The sequence below is a fragment of the Streptomyces sp. 63XJN7_1_ISO-PGPR-S23-121 genome (genome assembly GCF_056173025.1).
This window is the reverse complement of record NZ_CM149653.1, coordinates 4,154,992-4,175,997: the sequence shown is the minus strand read 5'-3', so window position 1 is coordinate 4,175,997 and position 21,006 is coordinate 4,154,992. Positions and strand designations below refer to the sequence as shown.

Annotated in this window: 18 protein-coding genes and 4 pseudogenes; 8 read left to right on the top strand and 14 right to left on the bottom strand. The window is 73.0% G+C overall.

All coding sequences use genetic code 11. From position 1 onward, the window contains the following. The first annotated feature begins 313 nt into the window (after positions 1-313). Positions 314-1,717, top strand: coding sequence for a DUF2252 domain-containing protein (locus AC0VYN_RS18645; RefSeq protein ID WP_475531835.1), 1,404 nt, complete (start codon positions 314-316; stop codon positions 1,715-1,717). Between the two features lie 68 nt (positions 1,718-1,785). On the opposite strand, the gene AC0VYN_RS18640 is transcribed toward AC0VYN_RS18645, so the two are convergent. The 6 genes from AC0VYN_RS18640 to AC0VYN_RS18615 form a co-directional block, all read right to left on the bottom strand. After that, entirely contained in the window at positions 1,786-2,838 is a 1,053-nt protein-coding gene (locus AC0VYN_RS18640) for a hypothetical protein (RefSeq protein ID WP_475531834.1), read from the bottom strand. A gap of 196 nt (positions 2,839-3,034) precedes the next feature. Continuing rightward, complete coding sequence (locus tag AC0VYN_RS18635; protein WP_385457304.1) at positions 3,035-3,232, bottom strand: hypothetical protein; 198 nt, start codon at positions 3,230-3,232, stop codon at positions 3,035-3,037. A 131-nt stretch (positions 3,233-3,363) separates the two neighbouring features. Next, positions 3,364-3,897, bottom strand: coding sequence for a hypothetical protein (locus AC0VYN_RS18630; protein WP_475531833.1), 534 nt, complete (start codon positions 3,895-3,897; stop codon positions 3,364-3,366). Positions 3,898-3,916: 19 nt separating this feature from the next. Then, positions 3,917-5,548 (bottom strand): MFS transporter, encoded by a 1,632-nt coding sequence (locus tag AC0VYN_RS18625; protein WP_475531832.1) that lies wholly within the window; start codon positions 5,546-5,548, stop codon positions 3,917-3,919. Positions 5,549-5,726: 178 nt separating this feature from the next. Then, entirely contained in the window at positions 5,727-8,399 is a 2,673-nt protein-coding gene (locus tag AC0VYN_RS18620) for a winged helix-turn-helix domain-containing protein (RefSeq protein WP_475531831.1), read from the bottom strand. A 113-nt stretch (positions 8,400-8,512) separates the two neighbouring features. Then, the gene (locus AC0VYN_RS18615; RefSeq protein WP_385466378.1) at positions 8,513-8,701 is read right to left on the bottom strand and encodes a DUF6381 family protein; all 189 of its coding nucleotides are present in this window, start codon (positions 8,699-8,701) and stop codon (positions 8,513-8,515) included. A 394-nt stretch (positions 8,702-9,095) separates the two neighbouring features. Here AC0VYN_RS18615 and AC0VYN_RS18610 point away from each other — a divergent pair, with 394 nt between their 5' ends. Further along, positions 9,096-9,368: a DUF4190 domain-containing protein gene (locus tag AC0VYN_RS18610; RefSeq protein WP_475531830.1), complete on the top strand. Its 273-nt coding sequence runs from the start codon at positions 9,096-9,098 to the stop codon at positions 9,366-9,368. Positions 9,369-9,602: 234 nt separating this feature from the next. On the opposite strand, the pseudogene AC0VYN_RS18605 reads toward AC0VYN_RS18610, so the two are convergent. Beyond that, positions 9,603-10,028, bottom strand: a pseudogene (locus AC0VYN_RS18605) (MarR family transcriptional regulator). Beyond that, positions 10,025-10,228: pseudogene (locus AC0VYN_RS18600) on the bottom strand (MarR family transcriptional regulator); the annotation flags it as partial. The pseudogenes AC0VYN_RS18605 and AC0VYN_RS18600, both read right to left, overlap by 4 nt. Positions 10,229-10,345: 117 nt before the next feature. Here AC0VYN_RS18600 and AC0VYN_RS18595 point away from each other — a divergent pair. The 5 genes from AC0VYN_RS18595 (at position 10,346) to AC0VYN_RS18575 (ending at position 15,712) form a co-directional block, all read left to right on the top strand. After that, positions 10,346-11,038: a response regulator gene (locus tag AC0VYN_RS18595; RefSeq protein ID WP_475531829.1), complete on the top strand. Its 693-nt coding sequence runs from the start codon at positions 10,346-10,348 to the stop codon at positions 11,036-11,038. Positions 11,039-11,180: 142 nt separating this feature from the next. Further along, positions 11,181-12,911: a sensor histidine kinase gene (locus AC0VYN_RS18590; RefSeq protein WP_475531828.1), complete on the top strand. Its 1,731-nt coding sequence runs from the start codon at positions 11,181-11,183 to the stop codon at positions 12,909-12,911. A 236-nt stretch (positions 12,912-13,147) separates the two neighbouring features. Next, positions 13,148-14,218 carry a zinc-dependent alcohol dehydrogenase family protein gene (locus AC0VYN_RS18585; protein ID WP_475531827.1) on the top strand — a complete coding sequence of 357 codons (1,071 nt, stop codon included), beginning with the start codon at positions 13,148-13,150 and terminating at the stop codon, positions 14,216-14,218. A 73-nt stretch (positions 14,219-14,291) separates the two neighbouring features. Beyond that, positions 14,292-14,714, top strand: a complete 423-nt coding sequence (locus AC0VYN_RS18580; protein WP_385466361.1) for a pyridoxamine 5'-phosphate oxidase family protein — start codon at positions 14,292-14,294, stop codon at positions 14,712-14,714. Positions 14,715-14,845: 131 nt separating this feature from the next. After that, positions 14,846-15,712, top strand: a complete 867-nt coding sequence (locus AC0VYN_RS18575) for a CBS domain-containing protein (protein ID WP_475531826.1) — start codon at positions 14,846-14,848, stop codon at positions 15,710-15,712. A gap of 245 nt (positions 15,713-15,957) precedes the next feature. On the opposite strand, the pseudogene AC0VYN_RS18570 reads toward AC0VYN_RS18575, so the two are convergent. From AC0VYN_RS18570 to AC0VYN_RS18555, 4 genes and pseudogenes are all read right to left on the bottom strand, one after another. Beyond that, positions 15,958-16,107 (bottom strand): annotated as a pseudogene (locus tag AC0VYN_RS18570) (universal stress protein); the annotation flags it as partial. Positions 16,108-16,144: 37 nt separating this feature from the next. Further along, positions 16,145-17,029, bottom strand: a complete 885-nt coding sequence (locus AC0VYN_RS18565; RefSeq protein ID WP_475531825.1) for a universal stress protein — start codon at positions 17,027-17,029, stop codon at positions 16,145-16,147. 45 nt (positions 17,030-17,074) lie between these two features. Then, a complete protein-coding gene (locus AC0VYN_RS18560; RefSeq protein ID WP_475531824.1) occupies positions 17,075-17,944 on the bottom strand; it encodes a universal stress protein in 870 nt (289 codons plus the stop codon). A 26-nt stretch (positions 17,945-17,970) separates the two neighbouring features. Further along, positions 17,971-18,552: an Rv1733c family protein gene (locus AC0VYN_RS18555; protein ID WP_475531823.1), complete on the bottom strand. Its 582-nt coding sequence runs from the start codon at positions 18,550-18,552 to the stop codon at positions 17,971-17,973. A 296-nt stretch (positions 18,553-18,848) separates the two neighbouring features. Between AC0VYN_RS18555 and AC0VYN_RS18550 the strand changes: the two genes are divergently transcribed. Next, on the top strand, positions 18,849-19,760 hold the full coding sequence (locus AC0VYN_RS18550) for a pyridoxamine 5'-phosphate oxidase family protein (protein WP_475531822.1): 912 nt from the start codon (positions 18,849-18,851) through the stop codon (positions 19,758-19,760). A gap of 103 nt (positions 19,761-19,863) precedes the next feature. Here the strand turns inward: AC0VYN_RS18550 and AC0VYN_RS18545 are convergent, their stop codons facing one another. Then, positions 19,864-20,316, bottom strand: a complete 453-nt coding sequence (locus tag AC0VYN_RS18545; RefSeq protein WP_385466340.1) for a universal stress protein — start codon at positions 20,314-20,316, stop codon at positions 19,864-19,866. A gap of 432 nt (positions 20,317-20,748) precedes the next feature. Beyond that, positions 20,749-20,916: pseudogene (locus tag AC0VYN_RS18540) on the bottom strand (nicotinate phosphoribosyltransferase); the annotation flags it as partial. Positions 20,917-21,006 lie beyond the last annotated feature (90 nt).

Sequence of the window (21,006 nt, the reverse complement as noted above, 5' to 3'; positions counted from 1 at the left end):
CTCTTCCAGAGTGGTCACGAGGCGCGCCGGGTGACATCACCCGGCGCGGGTGAGTGTGGCGGCCGCGCACGGCGTCCCTTCCGGGCGCCCACGAGCCGCTCGGCGCGCCGACGGTTCACCGGTCCCGCGCCCGGGGCGGTCCCGCGGCGGCACCGGGATCACCCGTCAGGGGTGATCCGTGCGAGCCATCGGGGCGGTGAGCTGGAGACCCGGGCCGTCGGCCGGATCGGTGCCGACGACACGAAGAGACGCGGGACGAACCGCACGGGCACGGGCGGTGGCGACGCCGGTCCCGCGGAACCGGAGGCACACCATGACCGCAGCCGGCGCCTTCACCGCCTCCCTGACACCGGCCGAGCGAGCCGCCTACGGCAGGCAGGCCCGCAAGCGGGCCTCGCGGTCGTGCCACGGCTGGTACGAGCCCGGCCAGCGACGTCCCGATCCGGTCGAGCTCGTGGAGAGCCAGTCCGCCGAGCGCGTACCGGAACTGGTGCCGATCCGCTACGGCCGGATGCTGGAATCGCCGTTCCGCTTCTACCGCGGCGCAGCGGGGATCATGGCGGCGGACCTGGCGCCGCTGCCCGGCAGCGGACTCCAGGTGCAGCTGTGCGGGGACGCCCATCCGCTGAACTTCCGGCTCCTGGCCTCGCCGGAGCGCCGCCTGGTCTTCGACATCAACGACTTCGACGAGACCCTGCCCGGACCGTTCGAGTGGGACGTCAAGCGTCTGGCCGCGGGGTTCGTGATCGCAGCGCGCGAGAACGGGTTCTCGGCCAAGGAGCAGAACGGCACCGTGCGGGCCTGCGTGGGCGCCTACCGGCAGCGCATGCGCGAGTTCGCCCGCATGCCCACCCTGGACATCTGGTACGCCCAGGACGACGCCGACCACGTGCGAGAGCTGATGGCGACGGAGACGGGGGCGGGAGGCCGCCTCCGCGATGCCGCCGTCAAGGCCCGCACCCGGACCCACCTGAGGGCGTTCGCCAAGCTCACCCGCCTCACGGCGGAGGGCCGGCGCATCACACCGGACCCACCGCTGATCACCCCGCTCGAAGACCTGCTGGCCGACCCGTCCGAGGCCGGCCGGGAGAAGGAACTGCGGTCCCTCGTCGAGGGTTACGCACGGACGCTGCCCGCCGAGCGCCGGCACCTGCTGCGCCACTACCGGCTGGTGGACATGGCCCGCAAGGTGGTGGGCGTCGGCAGCGTCGGCACCCGCTGCTGGGTGCTCCTCCTGCTCGGCAGGGACGACGACGACCCCCTGCTGCTCCAGGCCAAGGAGGCCTCGGAGTCGGTACTGGCCGCCCACACCGGCGGTGAGCGCTACGACAACCAGGGCCGCCGCGTCGTGACGGGGGAGCGCCTGATCCAGACCACCAGCGACATCTTCCTCGGCTGGACCCACGTCACGGGCCTGGACGGGCAGGGCCGGGACTTCTACGTGCGCCAGCTCTGGGACTGGAAGGGCATCGCGCGGCCGGAGACCATGGGCCCCGACCTGCTCTCGCTCTTCGGCCGCCTGTGCGGGGCCTGCCTGGCGCGGGCCCACGCCCGTTCCGGCGACCCCCTCGCGCTCGCCGCCTACCTGGGCGGCAGCGACCGTTTCGACCGCGCGCTCGCCGAGTTCGCCCAGTCGTACGCCGACCAGAACGAGCGGGACCACGAAGCCCTGAACGCCGCCTGCCGCTCGGGCCGGATCAAGGCGGAACGTCGCTGAGAGTCGCTTCGGAGGTGTCGGAGAACCACTTGTCGCGTCGGGCAGGCGAAACCGGGTCCTCGGCGGCCCTACCGGATACCCAGGTGCTGGGCAGCCCTCTGTTGCCCGAGGGCCTGGTAGCGGCTCGCCAGGGCGTGGAACGCCTCCTTCGGTTCCCAGGGCATGTCGGGGTACCTGCGCGCGTCCGCCGGGTACTCGCTGTGCTCGTCGAGGATCTTGACGATGCCGTAGGAGGCGAGGTCGGGATCCGGTCCGGACAGACGGTGGGGGGTGCCGAAGCCGGCGAAGCTGAACCAGAAGACGGAGTCGACGCCTTCGTCCTCGAAGACGGGCATGAGCTCGTCGAGACAACGGACCTGCTCGCTCTCGTCGCGCACCAGGTCCGGCTTGGGGGTGACACCGTCCGCCCCCATGGCCACGTACCAGCCCGAGCCGCCGTAGTCACCCGCCCCGTGGAAGGTGCAGCAGCCGACCTCCATGATGGCGACCGGCTTGCCGTGGACGAACTCCTCACGCAGGTCGTCGCGGTAGGTGGCGGCGTTGCGCAGGCCCCGGAAGGCGTCCAGGCCGACGATGTCGAACGGGCTCCAGTCCACGCCGTCCAGGGGGCACGAGGCGTAACTGACCGGTCCGGCGAAGAGGGGGCGGACGGTGCGGACGGCCTCGCCGAGGAAGGCGTTGACCTTCTCGGGGAGGGGCCGGAGCGCGGCCTCGCGGTCGGGGCCTGCCAGGACCGGGATGCGCTCGTTGAAGGTGTCGCCGGGCAGGTATCCGCGGGCGAACAGGCTCAGTTCGCAGCCGGTGACAAGGACGACGTCGGCGCCGTCACGACGTAGGCGCTCGGCTCGCTCGGCGCAGTCGGCGAAGTACGGAATCATCTGTTCGTCGGTCATCTCGCACGGGAACGGCGAGAACCAGACCTCCAGCCCGGCGGTCGCCGCATGCCGTGCGGTGGTCTCGATCCGCTCCGGGTCACCGCCCGTGATGCGGATCGCGGTGCAATGCAGATCATCGGCGATGACCCGTATGTCCCGCGCGACGACGTCGGCGTCGAAGACGGGGCGGGAGGTGTCGCCGTTGGGAAAGGTGCCGGTGTCGTAATGAATGCCTCTGCCTCGCATGTCCTGCGCCTCCGATGACGATCCGCGTGTTGCCTGCAGCGCGATCGTCATGTCTCCAGCGGCGTCAGGGTCAAGCCGGGACGATGCTCAGCCGTTCGGAGCCGACGGGATCAAGCGCTCGCCCGGCACGCGGCGGCACCGCACTACAGCGCACCGCATACGGAACGTCACTGATCACCGGCGCCGACACGCGTTCTCACTCCGGGAGTTGCCGCATCTCGACGACACGCAGCCCCAGTGACTGGCAACGCGCGAGCAGACCGTACAGCTGCGCCTCGTCCACGACCCTGCCGAACAGGACGGTCTGGCCGGACATCACCACGTGTTCCAGTTCCGGGAACGCGTTGGCCAGCGTCTCCGACAGGTGTCCCTCGACTCGGATCTCGTAGCGCACGCGCGGTCCCTCCCACCGGACGGGCTCGGAACTCATCCGCGCTCGGGCGCGGACGGCGCTCTCCACCTCCGATCATCCGTTTCGCGGCCCTCCGCGTCCTCACCCTGTACAGGTGACTCGCCGGCGCGGCCTCAGTGCGTCACCGCGATCTTGAAGACGACGATCAGCAGGCCGAGCAGTACGTTGACCGACGCGGTGGTGGCCATCAGCCGCCCCGAGGCGCCCGCGCGGTGGGCCGCGGCGACGGACCAGCCCACCTGGCCGGCGACGGCGACGGACAGCGCCAGCCACAGGGCACCCTGGACGTCCAGCCCCAGCAAGGGGCTCACGGCCACGGCCGCGGCGGGCGGTACGGCCGCCTTGACGATCGGCCACTCGTCCCGGCACACGTGCAGGATCTCCCGACGGTCCGGTGGGTTCCTGGCGAGCCGCGCGCCGAACAGCTCGGCATGGACGTGGGCCAGCCAGAACACCAGGCCGGTGAGCAACAGCAGCAGCACCAGCTCGGCACGGGGGAACGATCCCAGGGCGCCCGCGCCGACCACGACGGAGGCCGCGAGCATGGAGCCGTAGACGCCGCCGGTGTAGTCGGCGTGCGCCCGCCGCTCGGTCCGCCGCTCCCGCCGGCCGGCGGCGCCTCCGGCTCCGCTCTCGCCTCCGGACATCCGCGTTCCCCTTCGCCGCTCAGCGCGTCGATCCGGTCGTCCCGGCCGGGTCGGTATCGGGCACGGGCTCGTCCGGACGGCCTGCCCGGGCGGCCGGCAGGTGCGACGTGACCAGGAAGGTGACCAGCGCGACGCCGCCCGTGGCCAGGATCGCCGCCTTCAGCCCGTCCAGCTGTGCGGAGGCGTAGGAGTCGGTGACGGCGTCCACCTCGGGAGGTGGCAGTCCGGCCTGCTCGGCCGCGGTGCGCACCTGGTCGGTGGCGACGAAGGTGACGCCGGCCTCCAGGCGGATCCCGACCTGCTCGCGGGCCGCCGGGGACAGCCGCGGGTCGTCGGCGACCTGGCCGGTGAAGGCGTGGGCCAGCGCGCCGACCTGAATCGACCCGATGAGCGCGGTGCCCAGCGCCGAGCCCAGGTTCTGGGCCGTGAACTGGAGCCCGCCGGCCTCGCTGCGCTCGTCCTCGGCCACGCCGGACTGGACGATGTTGCCGAGCTGCGACACGAGGAGGCCGACGCCCACGCCGAGCACGGCCATCGCTCCCGCGAACTGCGCGTCGTCGATGGCCGGGTCGATGGTGGCCAGCAGCCACACGACGGCGGCCACCAGGATCGCCAGGGCCAGCCGCACCACCCGGCGCGGTCCCACCCGCCGCCCCAGCGAGGATCCGCACAGGGAGGTCACCAGCATGGTGGCGGACACGGGAAGCAGCCGCAGCCCCGTCTGGAAGGCGTCGAAGCCCTGCACCACCTGGAGGTACAGCGGGATGGCGAAGAACAGCCCGAGGAGGATCAGGTTCTGGCTCAGCAGCGTCGTCAGACCGGCCCGCAGCACCGGCCGGCCCAGCAGGGCCAGGTGGACCAGCGGGTCGGCGCCGCGGCCCTCCCGCCGCCGCTCCCAGGACCGGAGGACGGCCAGCACGGCGACCCCGGCGCCCACGACGAACAGGGTGGGGGAGAAGCCGAGGACGGTGAAGGGCGGGTTGCGGGGCTGCACCCAGCCCCAGGTGCTGCTCTGCAGAACCCCGAGTACGCCCAGTCCCAGCCCGGCGGCGGACAGCACCGCGCCGACGCCGTCCAGCCGGGGACGCGGTCCGGCCGGGGCAGGCGTCGCGATCACCCTTCGGCACAGCAGCACGGCCACGACGACCAGGACCTCGCCGGCGAAGACCAGCCGCCAGGTGAGGTACGTCGTCATCCAGCCGCCGAGCAGCGGGCCGACCGCGATGCCGGCTCCGGCGAGCCCGCCGATGACCGCGTAGGCGACGGCCCGGTCCCGTCCGCGGTAGGACTCCGCGACCAGGGCCGCCATGGCCGGCAGCACCATGGCGGCTCCGAGCCCCTCGACGACGGACCAGCCCAGCGTGAGGACCCACAGCGTGGGCGCCACGGCGGTGACGGCCGACCCGACACCGTAGACGGCCAGCCCCGTGAGGAACATGCGGCGCCGCCCCACGATGTCGCCGAGCCGGCCGCCGATGAGCATGAAGGCGGCCATGACCAGTGCGTACAGGGTGATGACGGCCTGGATGGCGGTGACCTCCGTGTCGAAGTCCTCGACCAGCCGGCTGATCGACACGTTCATGACGGACGTGTCCAGGACCATCAGAAACTGCGCCGTGCCCAGGACCATCAAGGCCCGCCAGTGTTTCACGTCGTCCACCTCGCCGAGTCGGCCCGGTACGCCGGCGCCTGAACGCCCGAGCGGTGACCCGCACCTCGCGCCGGGCCGCCGCCGTTCCCGCGTCGCGGCGTACGTCCTTCCATCGGACCCGACGAGGGCGCCGCGTGCTTCACCCTCCACGGGGGAGGGCCGCTGCCCGGGCGCGCTGTCACAGCAGGCCGAGGTCGCGAGCCCGGTGCACCGCCTCGTTGCGCCGGTTCACCGCCAGTTTGCGGTACGCGCTCTTGAGGTGGGTCTTCACCGTGTTGACCGACACGCACAGATCGTCGGCGATCTCCTCCGTCGACATCATGCGGGCCAGCCGTCGCAGGACGTCACGCTCGCGTGCGCTCAGTTCCACCGCCACCAGGGGCGCGGGGCCCGGCTCGGGCCGCGGTCGTCCACCCTGCCGCCGCGGTGGGCCGGTGACGAGCCAGCCCGCGGCCAGGTCGCGCGACGGGGCCGTGGCCAGCAGCGGCCCGATCCAGTCTCCTGCCTTGAGGAAGGGTCGCCGCAGCCGCTCGCGCCGGGCGTCGAGCAGCGCCCGTGCGACGAGCCCGCGGGCGGCCGCCGCGTTCCCCGACTCCTGGGCCGCCCGGGCCCTCACCAGTGCCGCTCCCACGCTCACCACGGGGCCGGCGCGTCCCTCGGCGCGAACGGTGTCCAGCAGGTCGACGGCTTCCCGGGTGTGTCCTGCGGCGCTCTGGATCGCCGCGGCCTCCACCGCGCACACCGGCTGGTCGCCGGAGACGCCGTGGAGCGTCCGGACGGCCTCGTCCGGCCGTCCTTCGGCCAGAAAGGCGGCGGAGACGACGAGCGCCGCGTGGCTCTCGGCCCAGGGCGATGCCACGGCCGCGGCAACGACGGGCTCCGCAGCCCCGACGGCGGAGCCCACGTCGCCGCTGTCGAGAAGCAGGCGCGACGTGACGAGGGCCCGCCCCGCGGTCGGCACCGGATCGTGCTCCCGCGCCGGGAGCCGGGCCGTCTCGTCGAGCAGGGCCCGGGCCCGGTCCAGTTCATGGCGGTCCACGGCCACCGCGGCCAGGACCAGCCGGCCGAGGCCCGCTCCGGGAGGCCGGGGCAGACCCGCCCGCTCTCCCTCCGACACCGCGGCCAGGGCCCTGCGTTCCGCGCGGCCGAGCCAGCCGTTCAGGTAGTCGAGCAGCGCCAGGTGTCCCACGGAATCTGTACGGGGCAGGACCGTGGCCGCCCCGCCCGGGGTTCCGGCCACCCTCGTCAGGACGGCGCGCGCGCCGTCGAAACGGCCTTCCCAGAGACGCGTCGAGCCCACATGCGTCATCAGCAGCGCGGTCAGCTCCGGGTGCCTGTCCAGCAGTTCCGCCGGCAGCTCCCGCAGCAGCTCCTCGGCGGCCGCGCAGGCCTGCTCGGCCCGTGGCGGACATCCGGTCAGCCGCGCGGCGAGCGCCTCGAGCAGCGTGCAGCTCAGCCGGGCCGGTCCCTGGCCGGGTGCGCTGTCGGACAACCGCTCCTCCGCGCGCCGCAGCTGCGTCAGCCCCTGGTCGAGGTCGCGTCGGGACAGCGCGCCGGCCGCCCGCACGAGGTCGCTCGCCGGGCTCCCGGCCCCGGACCCCATGCCGGCGAAGAGCTGCGTCAGGCCGTTCGCGTGCAGGCCCGTGAAGAGCTGGCCGATCGCGAGGTCGTCGACGAGCGCGCCGGCGGCGAGGTCCCAGTCGCCGCCGGCGGCGCCGTGCGCGAGCGTCTCCGGGAGGAAGCCGGCACCGCGCAGCCACCGCGCGGCCCGCCGGTGCAGTTCCGGTTCGACGCCCGGCATGCGTTCGCGCAGATGGGCCCGGAGGATCTCCCGGAAGAGCGGGTGCAGCCGGTACCAGGCGTGCCCGAGCCGCTCGATGAACGCGTTCTCCCGGTGCAGCCCCGCGAGGAGGGGTTCGGCGTCGGTCCGCAGGGTCAGGGCGTCGGCCAGGCCGGGACAGAAACGGTCCAGGATGCTGACCCGCAGCAGCAGGTCCTGCGTCTCCTCCGTCCTGCCCTTCAGGACCTCGGCCAGCAGAAAGTCCGCGACCGTGCTGTGACCCGCCTCGAACTCCTTCAGGTACCGCTCGGGGTCGGTGGTCTCCCGGGCCGCCAGCGCGGACAGGCGCAGCCCGGCGGCCCAGCCCCGGGTGCGCTCCACCAGGGCGGACGCGGCGTGTGCCGGGAGGTGCAGGCCGTGTCGCCCCAGCAGTACACCGGCCTCCTCGGGAGTGAACGACAGCTCGGCGCCGCGGATCTCCGTCAGCTCTCCGGCGGCCCGGTAGCGGTGCAGCGGAAGCAGCGGTTCGGTGCGGGTGACGAGGACGAGACGCAGTCCCCGTCCGGCGTGGTGCAGTACGAACTCCAGCTCCTCCGCGACCTCGGGGGAGGTCATCCGGTCGTACTCGTCCAGCACCAGGACCACGGGACGGTCACGGGAGTCCAGCTCGGCGGCGAGCGAGGCCAGCAGTCCGCGTCCCACGCCGCCCGGGTCCGCGGGGGCTCCGACCACGCCGGCCGCCCGTGCCCCGCAGGCGTGCAGGGACTCGAAGACGTAGGCCCAGAAGACCCCGGGTCGTCGGTCTCCCGCCTCGACGGTGAGCCAGGCGACCGGTTCGCGCAGTCCGGAGGCCCAGTCGGCCGTGAGCAGGGTCTTGCCCGCCCCGGCCGCGCCGTTGACCAGGGTCAGCGGTGTGGTGAGCGCCCGGTCGAGATGCTCGACGAGCCGCTGCCGGCGCAGGAACGTGGCCGGCCGCGCGGGAACGGCGAACCGGGTACGCAGGAACGGATCACCCGAGGGGCCGGCGTACGGGGAACCTGCTCCTCCGGAGTTGTCATCGGCTTCGGCCACGGTGTCCACCACCCGTCCGCCCTCGCCACGTCACGGGTGGCGCCCTGCCTCCATCTTCCCAGCACTCCCTCCCCGGCGCGCGCCGCACCGGCCCACGCCGCCGGGGGCGGTGTCTACTCCGTGGGGTAGATGTCCCCGCTGCGCATGCCGCTCTCCTGCTCGCAACGGGATTCCAGCGAGCGCGACTCCTCGCGAAGACGGGCACGCTGCTGCGGATCGCCGGCCCGCTCCGCGGCGTCGGCCAGGTTCCTGGCCTTCTCCCGCATCAGCCGGAGCCGTTCGCGCGTTTCGTCCGAGCTCATGGTCGGTCACCTCGTGAGTGGGAAACTCCAGGGCGAGCGCGGTCGGGGTGCCGCGCAGCGGTACGCCCCGGGCGCCGTACCTTCCAGGGTGCGCCGGTGACGTCGTACGTGCAGCACGGGGCGAGGCGCGGTGGGGCTCCGAGCCGGCGTGCGACCGAGGCGTACCAGTACTCAACGGCCACGTGCGGCACCCTCCTTGAGACGCGGACCCCCGCCCGCGCTGGGAGTGGCCAAGCCTGTGCCGTACCACGGGTGCCGTGTCCGAAGGCGGCGAGCTGCCGGACAACTTTTCGCCGGGTCAAGGAAGTTGGGAGGCATGACCCGGCAGGGACGGGCAATCCGAAAGGAACCGAAGGCATAAAAGAAGCCAACCGCGACAGTTTGGGAGATACCGATGTCGTCCTACAGCCGAACGAGCGCGCACCACACGAGCCGGACGGGCGGCCTGGCGATCGCGGGACTGGTCTGCGGCATCGTTGGCCTGTTCGCCCTGCCGATCGTCCTCGGTCCGCTGGCCATCGTCTTCGGTGCCGTGGCCCTGCGGCAGACCGGTTCCACGATGGCCAAGTGGGCCATCGGACTCGGTGTGGTCGACATCGTCCTCATGATCGTGATGTTCGCCGTCGCGGCGAACAACGGCGGCAGCTTCATGTGGCAGGTCGGCTGACCCGCGCCCTCCCGCCGCGCCCGCCCCGCGCCGCCTCGGTGGCCGGGGCGGGCGGCGCTGCGTGCGGGAATGCAGGCGCGGCCGTGAGTGTTGTCGGAGGTATGGCTGTGAAGGGAACTGTGACCCCGGGCCTCATCTCATACCTGCGGGGACGATCGTTCGGCTGAAGCCCCGCAGTGCTCTACGCCGCGGAGGCGACCGCCCTTCACAGCCACCCTCCTGCCCGCGGCCCGGTCAGGCGGTCGGCGCGGTGAGTTCCGCGTCGGCGCGCTGCTTGACCAGGGCGAGGACGCGCCCGGCGGCCGCCAGGTCCTCGGCCGGTATCCCGCCCCAGATGCGGGCGCCGACGGCGGCCGTCAGTTCACGCCCCGCGTCCGTGGGGAGCAGGTGTATGCCGTCGGCGACGAGGAGCTGCTTGGCCAGCAGTTCGTCGAGAGTGGCGCGGATGGCGGCCGGATCGGCCTTGAGCGAGTCACGGACCTCGGCGACGAGATCGTCCGGTGTCCGCGGGGCGTCGGCGGTGAGGGCGGCGCGCAGGGTGATCTGCTACTGGAACGTGATGCCGTGCCGCGCCAGGACATGCTCCAGGACACCCCGGGCGGCGTAGTGGGCCAGGGCCAGGGAGCGGGCGTCAGCGGCAGTCGAAGCGGAGGTGGTCATGGTGTCCCCTGAGTGCTCTCGTCGTTCGGTGCGGAAGGTGCGAGAGGTGCGTCGAGCAGGGTCCTCAGCTCGTCGGTGAACGCGCGCGTCCGTGCGGACCCGAGGCCGCCGAGCGGCTCCAGAAGCTGCTGGAGCAACTCCTGGACCACCTCGACGGCCCGCCGCGTGACGACCTGCCCCTCCTCGGTGAGGGCGAGCTGCGGACGGCTCCCTTCAGTACGTGGGAGCGGGGCGTACAGGACCGACCGGCCCTGGTCGCGGAATCCGGATGCGCGCCAGACTGGTACTCGCGTCCGTACTCACGCCGAGGAGAGCCGATGGTGGACAGCGAGCGAGCCGGCGGGACGACCTCGACCAGGGTCTTCCTGCTGGACGACCACGAGGTGGTCCGGCGCGGAGTGCACGACCTCCTGGACGACGAACCGGACATCACCGTGGTCGGAGAGGGAGCCACCGTCGAACAGGCTCTCGTGCGGGTACCCGCTCTGCGGCCGGACGTGGCGGTGCTGGACGTCCGCCTGCCGGACGGCGACGGGGTGACCGTGTGCCGCGAGCTGCGTTCGCGACTGCCGGACCTGGCCTGTCTGATGCTGACGTCGTTCGACGACGAGGAGGCGCTGCTCGACTCGATCATGGCAGGGGCCTCGGGGTACGTGCTGAAACAGATCGGGGGATCGGACCTCGTCTCGGCCGTGCGTACGGTCGCCCGCGGCCAGTCGCTGCTCGACCCCACCGCCACGGCCAAACTGATGGCCCGCTTGCGGGGAGGCAACGAGCCCGAGCGGGAGCCGGACGCCCTGCCCGGACTCACCGAGCGGGAGCGGGAGATCCTCGCCCTGATCGGGGAGGGACTCACCAACCGCGAGATCGGCCAGAGGCTCTACCTGGCCGAGAAGACGGTGAAGAACCACATCTCCCGCCTGCTCGCCAAACTGGGCGTGGAGCGCCGCATCCAGGCCGCCGTCATCGCCACACAGGCCCAGAGCGGCATGCGGTCCACGGCGCACTGAGCGATGACCGGCCGGAGTCGCAGGAGGGTGACCGAGTAGGAGCGGGTGGCGGACGAGAGCCGGACATCCACCTTCGCCCTGAGCCGTTACCGTGGCAGGAGAGCGGGAACGGTCGGGACTCCAGGGCCACGGAGGCGGAGCGGTGGGTAGCTCGGAACAAGCCCGTGAAGCACATGTGCAGCTGCCTCAGCTGAGGCTGGACGAGTTGCTGGGGGAGCTCCAAGCCCGCCTGGACGCCGCCCGTGGCACGCGGGACCGTGTGCACAGTCTCCTGGAGGCGGTGCTCTCCGTCGGGCGGGACCTGGAGCTCGAACAGGTGCTGCGCACCATCGTCGAGGCCGCGGCGAGCCTGGTCGACGCCGAGTACGCCGCACTCGGCGTGATCGGTCCCGACGGGCAGCGGCTGTCCGCCTTCCACACCGTGGGCGTCGACGAGGAGCAGATCGCGGACATCGGCCACTTCCCGGAGGGGCACGGCATTCTCGGCGAGCTGATCCGGAATCCCGCGCCACTGCGGCTGGTGAAGCTGTCCGAGCATGCGGCGTCGTACGGATTCCCGGCCCATCACCCGCCCATGAACACCTTCCTCGGCGTGCCCATCCGGGTGCGCGGCCAGGTCTTCGGCAACCTGTACCTGACCGAGAAGCGTGACGGACTGCAGTTCGACGGGGACGACGAGTCGGTGCTGTCGACGCTGGCCGTGGCGGCCGGTGTGGCGATCGACAACGCACGGCTGTACGAGGAGTCCCGGCTGCGCGAGCGGTGGCTCCAGGTGAACGCCGAGATCACGCACACGCTGATGTCCGGCGCCGACCAGGGCGACGTGCTGGGACTGATCGCCGAGCGGAGCCGGGAGATCACCGCCGCGGCGCTGGGCATGGTGGCCATCCCGGTACGTGGCACCGACTCGCTGACGGTCGAACTGGCCATCGGGACCGGGGCCGAGGTACTGCGGGGGATGGTCCTGCCCGTCGAGGGCAGCCTGGTCGGCCAGGCCTTCGCCTGTGGCATGCCGGTGAGCAGTCCGGACGTGTCCCGGGACAGACGCATCTCGGCCGGACCGCGGCGCTTCGACGGCCTCGGCCCAGCGGTCACCGTTCCCATCGGCTCGGGCGGAGACGTGCGGGGCGTGGTCCTGCTGGCCCGGGGGACCGGCAGCGAGGAGTTCAGCGCACAGGAGACGGAGTCGTTGCAGGTCTTCGCCGCTCAGGCGGCCGTCGCGATGGAGCTGGCGGACCGTCGTCGCGACGTCGAGCAGATCGCCCTGCTGGAGGACCGCGACCGGATCGCCCGCGATCTCCACGACCTCGCGATCCAGCGCCTGTTCGCCACGGCGATGACCCTGCAGAGCGCCGGCCGGTTCATCGAGCACGAGACGGCCAAGGAACGTGTACTGCGTGCCGTGGGCGATCTGGACGAGACCATCAAGATCATCAGATCGACGATCTTCGGCCTGCGTTCCCGCGACGACGGCACGACTCCCGGCCTGCGCGCGCGGGTGGTGCGGGCGGTCGGTGAGGCCGCGCCGCTCCTGGGCTTCGCGCCCGGTGTCCGGATGGAGGGTCTGCTCGACACGTATGTGTCCAAGGAGACCGCGGACCACATCATGGCGGTGCTCTCCGAGTCACTCACCAATGTCGCCCGCCACGCACGCGCCGAACGTGCCGACGTGGTGCTCGAGACCGACGGCAAGCTCGTGCGGGTCGTGATCAGTGACGACGGAGTCGGCCTCGCGCCCGGAGGACGCCGCAGCGGCCTGCGCAACATGCAGGAACGCGCGCGGACGCTGGGCGGGGACCTCGAACTCGGCAGCCGGGAGGGCGGAGGCACCCGCCTGGTCTGGTGGGTGCCGGTAGGCCGGTCGGAGCGGTGACGGAACGGTGAGGGGCGGGGGCCGGCCGGCCTCTTCCGCGGCCCCGGCGGACCGGCCTCGCCGCGGAGGTCGGGCCCCTTGAGGGGCCGACCGGCCCAAGCGCGCCGTCGTCACTCCCGACAGGCTGGAATCCGTGGACGTCCGCCACCGTGCCGGCCTGCGCTGATCAGCGCGAAAGGTGGGCCGGCGGCGCTTCCCGAACACCTCCGAACAGCCGCGAGAGGGTGAGGAACGAGATGAAGGGTTACGTGTTCCACGGCCCTGGGAGCTCCGCCTGGGAAGAAGTACCCGATCCGGAGATCGACGAGCCCACAGACGCGGTCGTCAGAGTCGACGCCGTCACGATCTGCGGGACCGACCTGCACATCCTCAAGGGCGATGTCCCCGAGGTCCGCCCCGGCACCGTCCTCGGACACGAGGCGGTCGGCGAAATCGTCGAAGTGGGCGGCGACGTACGGACCGTACGTCCGGGGGACCGGGTGCTGGTGTCCTGCATCACCGCCTGCGGCAGGTGCCGGTACTGCAGGGAGGGCGCGTACGGTCAGTGCCGGGGAGGCGGCGGCTGGATCCTCGGGCACCTGATCGACGGGGCGCAGGCGGAGTACGTCCGCGTCCCGTACGCCGATCTCTCCGTTCACCCCCTGCCCGGCGCGGTGACCAACGAGGACGCCGTGATGCTCGCCGACATCTTCCCGACGGCCTACGAGGTGGGGGTGCTCAGGGGACGCGTACGCCCCGGGGACACGGTCGTCGTGGTGGGCGCCGGTCCCATCGGACTGGCCGCCATCGCCACCGCCCGCCTGTTCGCGCCCGAGCGTGTCATCGCCGTGGACGTGGCGGCGTCCCGGCTGGAGGCCGCCAGGAAGCTCGGCGCGGAGGTCGTGGCCGACGCCCGGGAGGGCCCCGAGCAACTGGTCGAGGATCTCACCGAAGGCCTCGGCGCGGACGTCGTCGTGGAGGCGGTCGGGGTGCCGGAGACCTTCGAGACGTGCACGCGCATGGTGCGCCCCGGAGGACACGTCGCCAACATCGGCGTGCACGGCAAGCCGGTGACACTGCACCTGGAAGACCTGTGGATCAAGAACGTCACCATCACGACAGGTCTCGTCGACACCCACTCCACACCCACGCTGCTGCGCATGGCCACGGCCGGCCGGCTGCCCCTCACCCAGCTGATGACGCACACCTTCCCACTCGACCGCATGGAGGAGGCGTACGACGTCTTCTCACGGGCCGCCGACACCGGGGCGCTCAAGGTCGTGCTGGGCGGGCCCCGGCGGGACGTGGTCACCGCGGACGCGGGCTGAGGCCGCCGCCCCCGGCCGCCGTTGGACCGGAGGGCGGAGGGCCGCCTCCGGACGCCTGAAGGACGACAGGCTCATGTACCGCAACGACGGATTCCGTGAACTGGATCTGGAGGAGTGCCGGCAGCGGCTGGCGCGGGCGGCCCTGGGCCGTATCGTCCACACGCGCGACGCCCTCCCGGCGGTTCTCCCGGTCAACTACCTCCTGGACCCGGACGGCGCCGTGCTGCTGCGCACGTCGGCGGCCTCGGAGCTGGTGCGTGCCATCGACGGAGCCGTGGTCGCCTTCGAGGCCGACGAGGTCGACGTGGCGTCCCGCTCGGGCTGGAGCGTCGTCGTCACCGGACCCGCGTCCGTGGTGACCGACCGCACCGAGCACGAACGCCTCGTCCGCACCGGCCTCCTCTCCTGGGTCGCCTGGCCCGTCGAGGTCTTCGTGCGCATCGAACCGGAGCTCGTCACCGGCCGGGAACTCGTCGGCCGGTACCCCGCGGAATGATCCCGCTCCCGACGACTCCCCGGCACGAGGGCTGGTCGGCCGGGTACAGGGCCCGGGCGGCCCTGTACCGGGGCCGGCGCCGGAGGGACGGTGGAACCGGGGACGGGAAGCGTGCGGCGAGGGAGGTTGCCATGAGGGACCCGGAAACCGGAGAAGCCGGTCGGGCGCCGACGCCGGCGCGCCGTGCCGTACCGTCCGCCGTGCGGCCGGCCCCGCGGCACCGGCAGGACTTCATGGTGCGCTACCTGCAGGCCATGGCGTCCCACTCGGCCGGGACCACCGCCGAGGAGCTGTCACCGGAGGGCGGCCCGTGGGACGCGGGCGGACCTCGCGTCGCGCAACGGCCGACCCCGGACGTCGGCCTCCAGGTGTCCGACATCATGAAGCGGTCCTCCGCCGTGCCGACGGTCACGGTCGACACCCCGTACCTGGACATCGCGCGCACGATGGCGCGGCGGCAGGTGGGCGCCGTACCCGTGACCGACGACGAGCGGCACGTCGTCGGCGTGGTGGCGGAGTCCGATCTGCTCGCCCGCGCCGCGGCCTTCGCCGGGGCGGAGAAGGACCGGGGGTTGCACGCCCTGCTGTTCCCCGGGCACGTCCGCGGCGACGAGGCCGCGACGGCCGCCGCGCTCATGACGGCGCCGGCGGTCACCGTCAGGCCGTGGACCACCGTGGTCGAGGCCGCGCGGCGGGCCGCCCGCTCCCGTGTCCGGCAGATCTTCGTCACCGATCACCACGACCGGCTGATCGGCGTCGTCAGCCGCAACGAACTGCTGCACGCCCTAGTGCGGGACGACACGGCCATCCACGACGAGATCGTCGCCCGCGTCCTGCGCGAGCTCGGCATTCCCGCCGCACAGGTGAGAGTGCGGGTACGCAACGGCACGGTCACCCTCACCGGTGCGCTGAAGTCGGAGCGCATCGCCGCCCTGACCGGGGCCGTGGAGCGCATCGCCGACGTCAACGAGGTGGAGGACCTGCTCACCGAGATCTGACGGGCGGCACCGGCGTCCCAGGGACGCCCGGACCCCGCCGGGCCGGAGCCGGGCACACCCCACTCACTCGTGCCGTTGCCGTGCCACGACGAGGGGACAGTGCGCGTGGTGCAGCAGGGCCTGGCTCCCTGGCGGGCCACCGTGACCTGCGGAGCCACTCGGCGCGCCAGTTCCTCGGCCTCGGCCAGGGTGCCGTCCACCAGCTCGCGGATCCCTGTCCCGCCGGGGTTCCAGGGCGGGCTGCCCGGAGGCACGTGCGGGATGGGCCAGCCGAAGGCGTGCACCAATTGGAGCTCGGCACCGCGGAGTCCGGCCTCGTGTGCCGCTGTCCTGACCGCTTGCCGGCTCGACGGGGAGCCGTCGACTCCCACCACCACCGACGGCGTCGGCGTCATGATCGTGCCCCTTCCTCCACGGTGGCCGCCCGCACGCTCACCGGTCCCGCCGGTGGGGCACCGTGATCACGGAACAGCGTGCGTGGTGCAGAACGCCCTGACTCACGGAGCCCAGCAGCATGCCGCGGAAGCCGCCGTGCCCACGGGTGCCCACGACCAGGCCGAGGGCGTGGGCCGATGCGTCGGCCAGTACCTGCACCGGGTGTCCCTTGACGACCTCGTGGTGCAGCTCCACCTCCGGATGGGCGGCGGCGCGCCCCGCCACCGTCTCGGCGAGGACCCGACGGCATTCCTCGAGCGCCGCGTGCTCGTCCAGGACCCCGAGCAGGGGGGTGTGCCACACGTACAGGGCCCGCAGGTTCGCGCCGTGCAGCCCCGCCTCCTCGAAGGCGAAGTCGACGGCGGCCGCCGAATGAGGGCTGCCGTCGACACCGACCACTAGGTGCGGCGGCCGCCGCGGGGCGTGTTCGGGCTCGCGCAGGACGACGACCGGGCAGCCGGCGCGGGCGGTCAGGGGCAGCGCGACCGCGGCGGAGGGAGCGGGATCCCCCGTTCCGGCCAGGTGCCGGGACCCGATCACCACCAGTTCGGCGTGCCGCGACTGCTCGGCCAGCACCCATGCCGGACGCCCCTCGGCCAGCACGACGGAGATCTCCGTGGCGGGCAGGCGGTCCTCGACGAAGGCGAGCGCCGTCCTCAGCACGTCGTTGCCCGTGACGTGCAGTTCCTCCGACCACTGCTCCCACGAAGGACGGCCGCCCTCGGGCCGGTATCCGGGGACCGGTTCACCCTGCGCGTACACCACCGTCAGGGGACGTCCCCGCCGCCGGGCCTCGTCGGCGGCCCAGGCGAGTGCCATGCGCTCGTCCGGATCGGGATCGGCGCCGACGACGATCGGGGCGGGACTCGTACCGGTGCTCATGGTCGGCACCTCACTCCAGAGGGTTCGCCCGGCCGTGCCGGGAGGTCATCCCCGTACGACTGCCACAGGGCTGTGTGCGTGATGGAGGACGGCCTGGCTGACCGAACCGAGCAGCAGTCCGGTGAAGCCCCCGCGACCCCGGGCGCCGACCACCGTGAGGCGGGCCGTGCGGCTCGCCTCGATCAGTGCCGGACGCGTCGGGCCGTGCACGGTCCTGCGTTCCACCTTGACGTCGGGATACAGGTCACTCGTGCCCGCCAGGGTCTCGGCCAGGAGCCGCTCCTCCTCCGCGGCCAGTACACCGGGCCCGTACGCGTAGGGCTCGGACGGATCCGCCGGCGGCGGCACGGGGGCGTTCCACGCCGTCCAGGCGTGCAGCGCCACGACGTGGGCACCCTGCGCCGCGGCCTCCTCGAAGGCGAACCGCAGGGCCGCCGATCCCGCGGGCGAACCGTCCAGGCCCAGCACGATCGGGCCGACCGGCGCCTCCGGTTCCCGGACGACCAGCACCGGGCACCGGGCATGGGCGGCCAGCCCGGTCGCCGTGGACCCCGTCAGCGGTCCCGCGAACCCGTTCAGGCCGCGATGTCCCACGACGATCAGCTCGGCGGTCCGGGACTCGGTGGTCAGGACGCCGAGCGCCTCTCCGGGGCGGACCAGGCCCGACACGTCGACGCCGGGTGCCGTCGTCCGGGCCCTGAGCACCGCTTCCTCCACCACCGCGTCCGCCCCCTGGCGGAAGTGGTCCCTGACCGCCTTCGGCAGGGCGGTGTCCAGAGGCAGGCGCGCCGGCCGGGCCAGCGCGTGCACCACCCGGAGCGCGATCTTGCGCAGCGAGGCCTCACGGGCCGCCCACGCGACGGCGTCGAGGGCCGGCGTGGAACCGTCCGTGCCGACGACCATGAAGCCGCTCATCGCGTCTCCTCTCCGCACGTTCCGCTTCAGCTGGCTGTCCGCCCCCACTGGGATCCGATCTCCCGCCATTCGCTCTCCCAGGCGGCAAGGCGCCGCCGGTCGAGCACCAACCGGGCTCCGCAGTACCCGGTGGCCGCCGCCGCGACGACGGCGAAGGACGAGGCGGCACCCGTGAACGCGGCGTCCAGTCCGGCCTGGGCCGCGGTGGGCGGCGCGGCGGCCGGACGGTCCTGCCGGTCCGTCCACACCGTCACCCGCGAACCGGCCTTCAGCCCTTTGTCGACCGATGCCTTCCCCGAGTGCTGTGTCCCGTCGGAGGCCGTCCAGCGCACCGTCGTGTCGACACGGCCCCCCGTCGTTCCGCCGACCGGGCCACTTCCCGTGGCGTCCGCGACGAGCGTGGCCGTGACCGCGTGACGATCCGCTCGCCGCTGTGCGGCGTCGTCCGCGCCGGCCTGGGCCCCGAGCACTCCGGCCACGGGACCGGCCACCGCGATGGCCAGCCACATCACCACCAGGAACCACGCATCGAGCACGTCCTCACGGCGCCGCAGCGGATTGCGGCGCCAACGCCACAGAGACCGCCGAACGGTCCGGGCTTCACGCATCGTGCTCACCTCCGGCTGCCGTCTCCAGCCTGACGCCGGCCGGAGCGGGAGTGCAGGGGCCGTTCGGGCACCCCTCGCGACCCACCTGGGCCGGAGGGCCCTGATGAACCCGGGTGGACCGGGGTGGACCGGGTTGGGCGGCGGCTCCGTCCCTGGGGGCGCCCACCGCCCTCGGGCCCGCCCGCGACGAGAAGGGGCCGTTCGGCGGGGCCCGCCGGGACCGTCAGCCGTCTGGTGGACGCGGCGCCGGCGCGTGACGCTGGACCGAGAGACCCGTCGACGGAGAGGGCACGGTCATGTACGCACACCTGGGCGACCGGCTGATCGTCGAAAGTCCGGCCGACGGCGTCACCCGGCGGGACGGGGAGATCGTCGGTCTGCACCACGACGACGGAACGCCGCCGTACGACGTCCGCTGGTCCGACACGGGTGATGTCACGCTCGTGTTCCCGGGCCCGGACGCACATGTGCACCACGGCGGTCCGGAGGCGCCGGAACCGGGCGGAAGTGCGCTGTCGGACGGGTCTCACGAGTCACCGGCGGAGCCCGCGGTGCGGACCGGGCAGGCCGGTGACATCGGACGGCGTCTTACGGCTGCCCGGCGGCGAGAGGGCCTCGGTCTGGAGGAGGTGGCCCGCCGCGCCGGCATGGCGCCGCAGTACCTCGCCTACCTGGAGACGCACACGGCCGATCCGGGGTTCGGTTCACTGGTGCGGCTGGCCGACGCGCTGGGCACCACGTACACCGAGTTGCAGGGAGGCGGCGCTGACCGCCCTTCCGGCCAGGGGCGGGCGTTGCGCGACCCGCTGCTGCGGGACCTCGACGCGCACGAGTGCCTCGCCCTGCTGTCGACGCACGGCGTGGGCCGGCTCGCGCTGATCACGCGGCAGGGCCCCGCGGTGCTCCCCGTCAACTACGAGGTGACGGACGGGACGATCGCCTTCCGCACCGCCCCCGGTTCGGCCGCCACCGAGGCGGTGGGCCAGGAGGTGGCCTTCGAGGTCGACCACATCGACGACGCGATGAGCCGGGGCTGGAGCGTCCTGGTCGTGGGCAGGGGACGGGCCGTGACGGATCCCGAGGCGGTGCGCGGGCTGGACGAGGCGGCGCACACCGAGCCCTGGGCCGGGGGAGGGCGCTCGATGTGGCTGGCCGTCGGCATGGAGCGGGTGACCGGGCGCCGCATCGTTCCGGCCGGCGGTTCGTGAGTACCGGTCGTCGGCGACGGCTACGGGCCCGTGCCGGCTCGCCCGGTGCACGGAATGAGCCCGGTGGACCGAATGAGCCCCGTGGACCGAGTGAAAGGGATCATCAGTGCGCCGGATCCTGCTCCTGCCGGACGATCACGACGGGACATGCCGCGTGCTGGGCGCAGCGCTGGCCCACGGATCCCAGCATCGCCCTGGCGAAGGCTCCCCGTCCCCGGCGTCCCACGACGAGGATGTCGGCCCCCTCCGAGGCGAGGACCAAGGCCTCCGAGGGGTCGCCTTCGACGAGTACCTCCGTCAGTCCCGGCGGCCGCTCCTCCGGGAAGACGGCACCCAGCTCCTCCGCGAACCGCTCACGTGCCTGTTCCAGGTCGAAGTCCGGGTCGATGGCCGGCCCGGTGAAGCCCGTGGCGGACGGGGTGTCCCAGACGTGGATCGCCTCCACGACGCCGCCGACGGTCCGCGCGTAGCGGGCCGCCCAGCGCAGCGCCGCGTACGAGGACGGAGACCCGTCCACACCCACGACCACCCGTGGTACCGCCTCAGAGGGTTGCATGATCACCTCGCATGAGTGTTGTCCGCTGTGTCCACGCTGCCCGGTGCCGTGCCACCGCGCCAGCCGGCGGGTCGCCCACGCGGCCGGTCGGCCGGACGAACCACGGGCGGACACGACCGCGTCGGGGCTTCCGAGACGCCCGCGCAGGTCCGCGGTCAGTCCGGACAGCTTTTCGGACACCACGGCCCGGCACGGTTCGGGGGCACGGACGCGCAGCGCCTCGGCGGGAAGCGCGGCCGGGTCGGCCGTCAGGCGTGCGTGCGCCTGCGGAAGCGTGTCCGGCGGGCCGAGACGGCGTCCGCCGCTCATCACCGTGCGCAGCAGCGGTTCGGCGCCGGCCGGCCCCGCCTCCTCCAGCAGGGCGATGACATCGCCGCCCTCCGGCACCGCGCGGACCTCGCCGGTGAACCTCAGGCCGCGCAGAGCGGCCAGGGCAGCGGGCGGGCGGCCGAGCGCGGTGGCGAAGTCCTCCCTGTCCGCGGGCGTGACGAGGTAGTCGCTCAGATGGTCGAGGGCCGGTTCGGCTCCGGCGCTCACCAGGAAGCCGCGTTCCGGTGGCAGGGCGCGCACGAAGAGGCTGAACGTCGCGGCCCGGTCCATGCCCTCGTGGAGGTAGGACAGCGCCATCGTCACCTCGTGCAGGTCCGTGGTGGTCACATCCGACATGACGCTCACCCTCGCCCGGTCCGG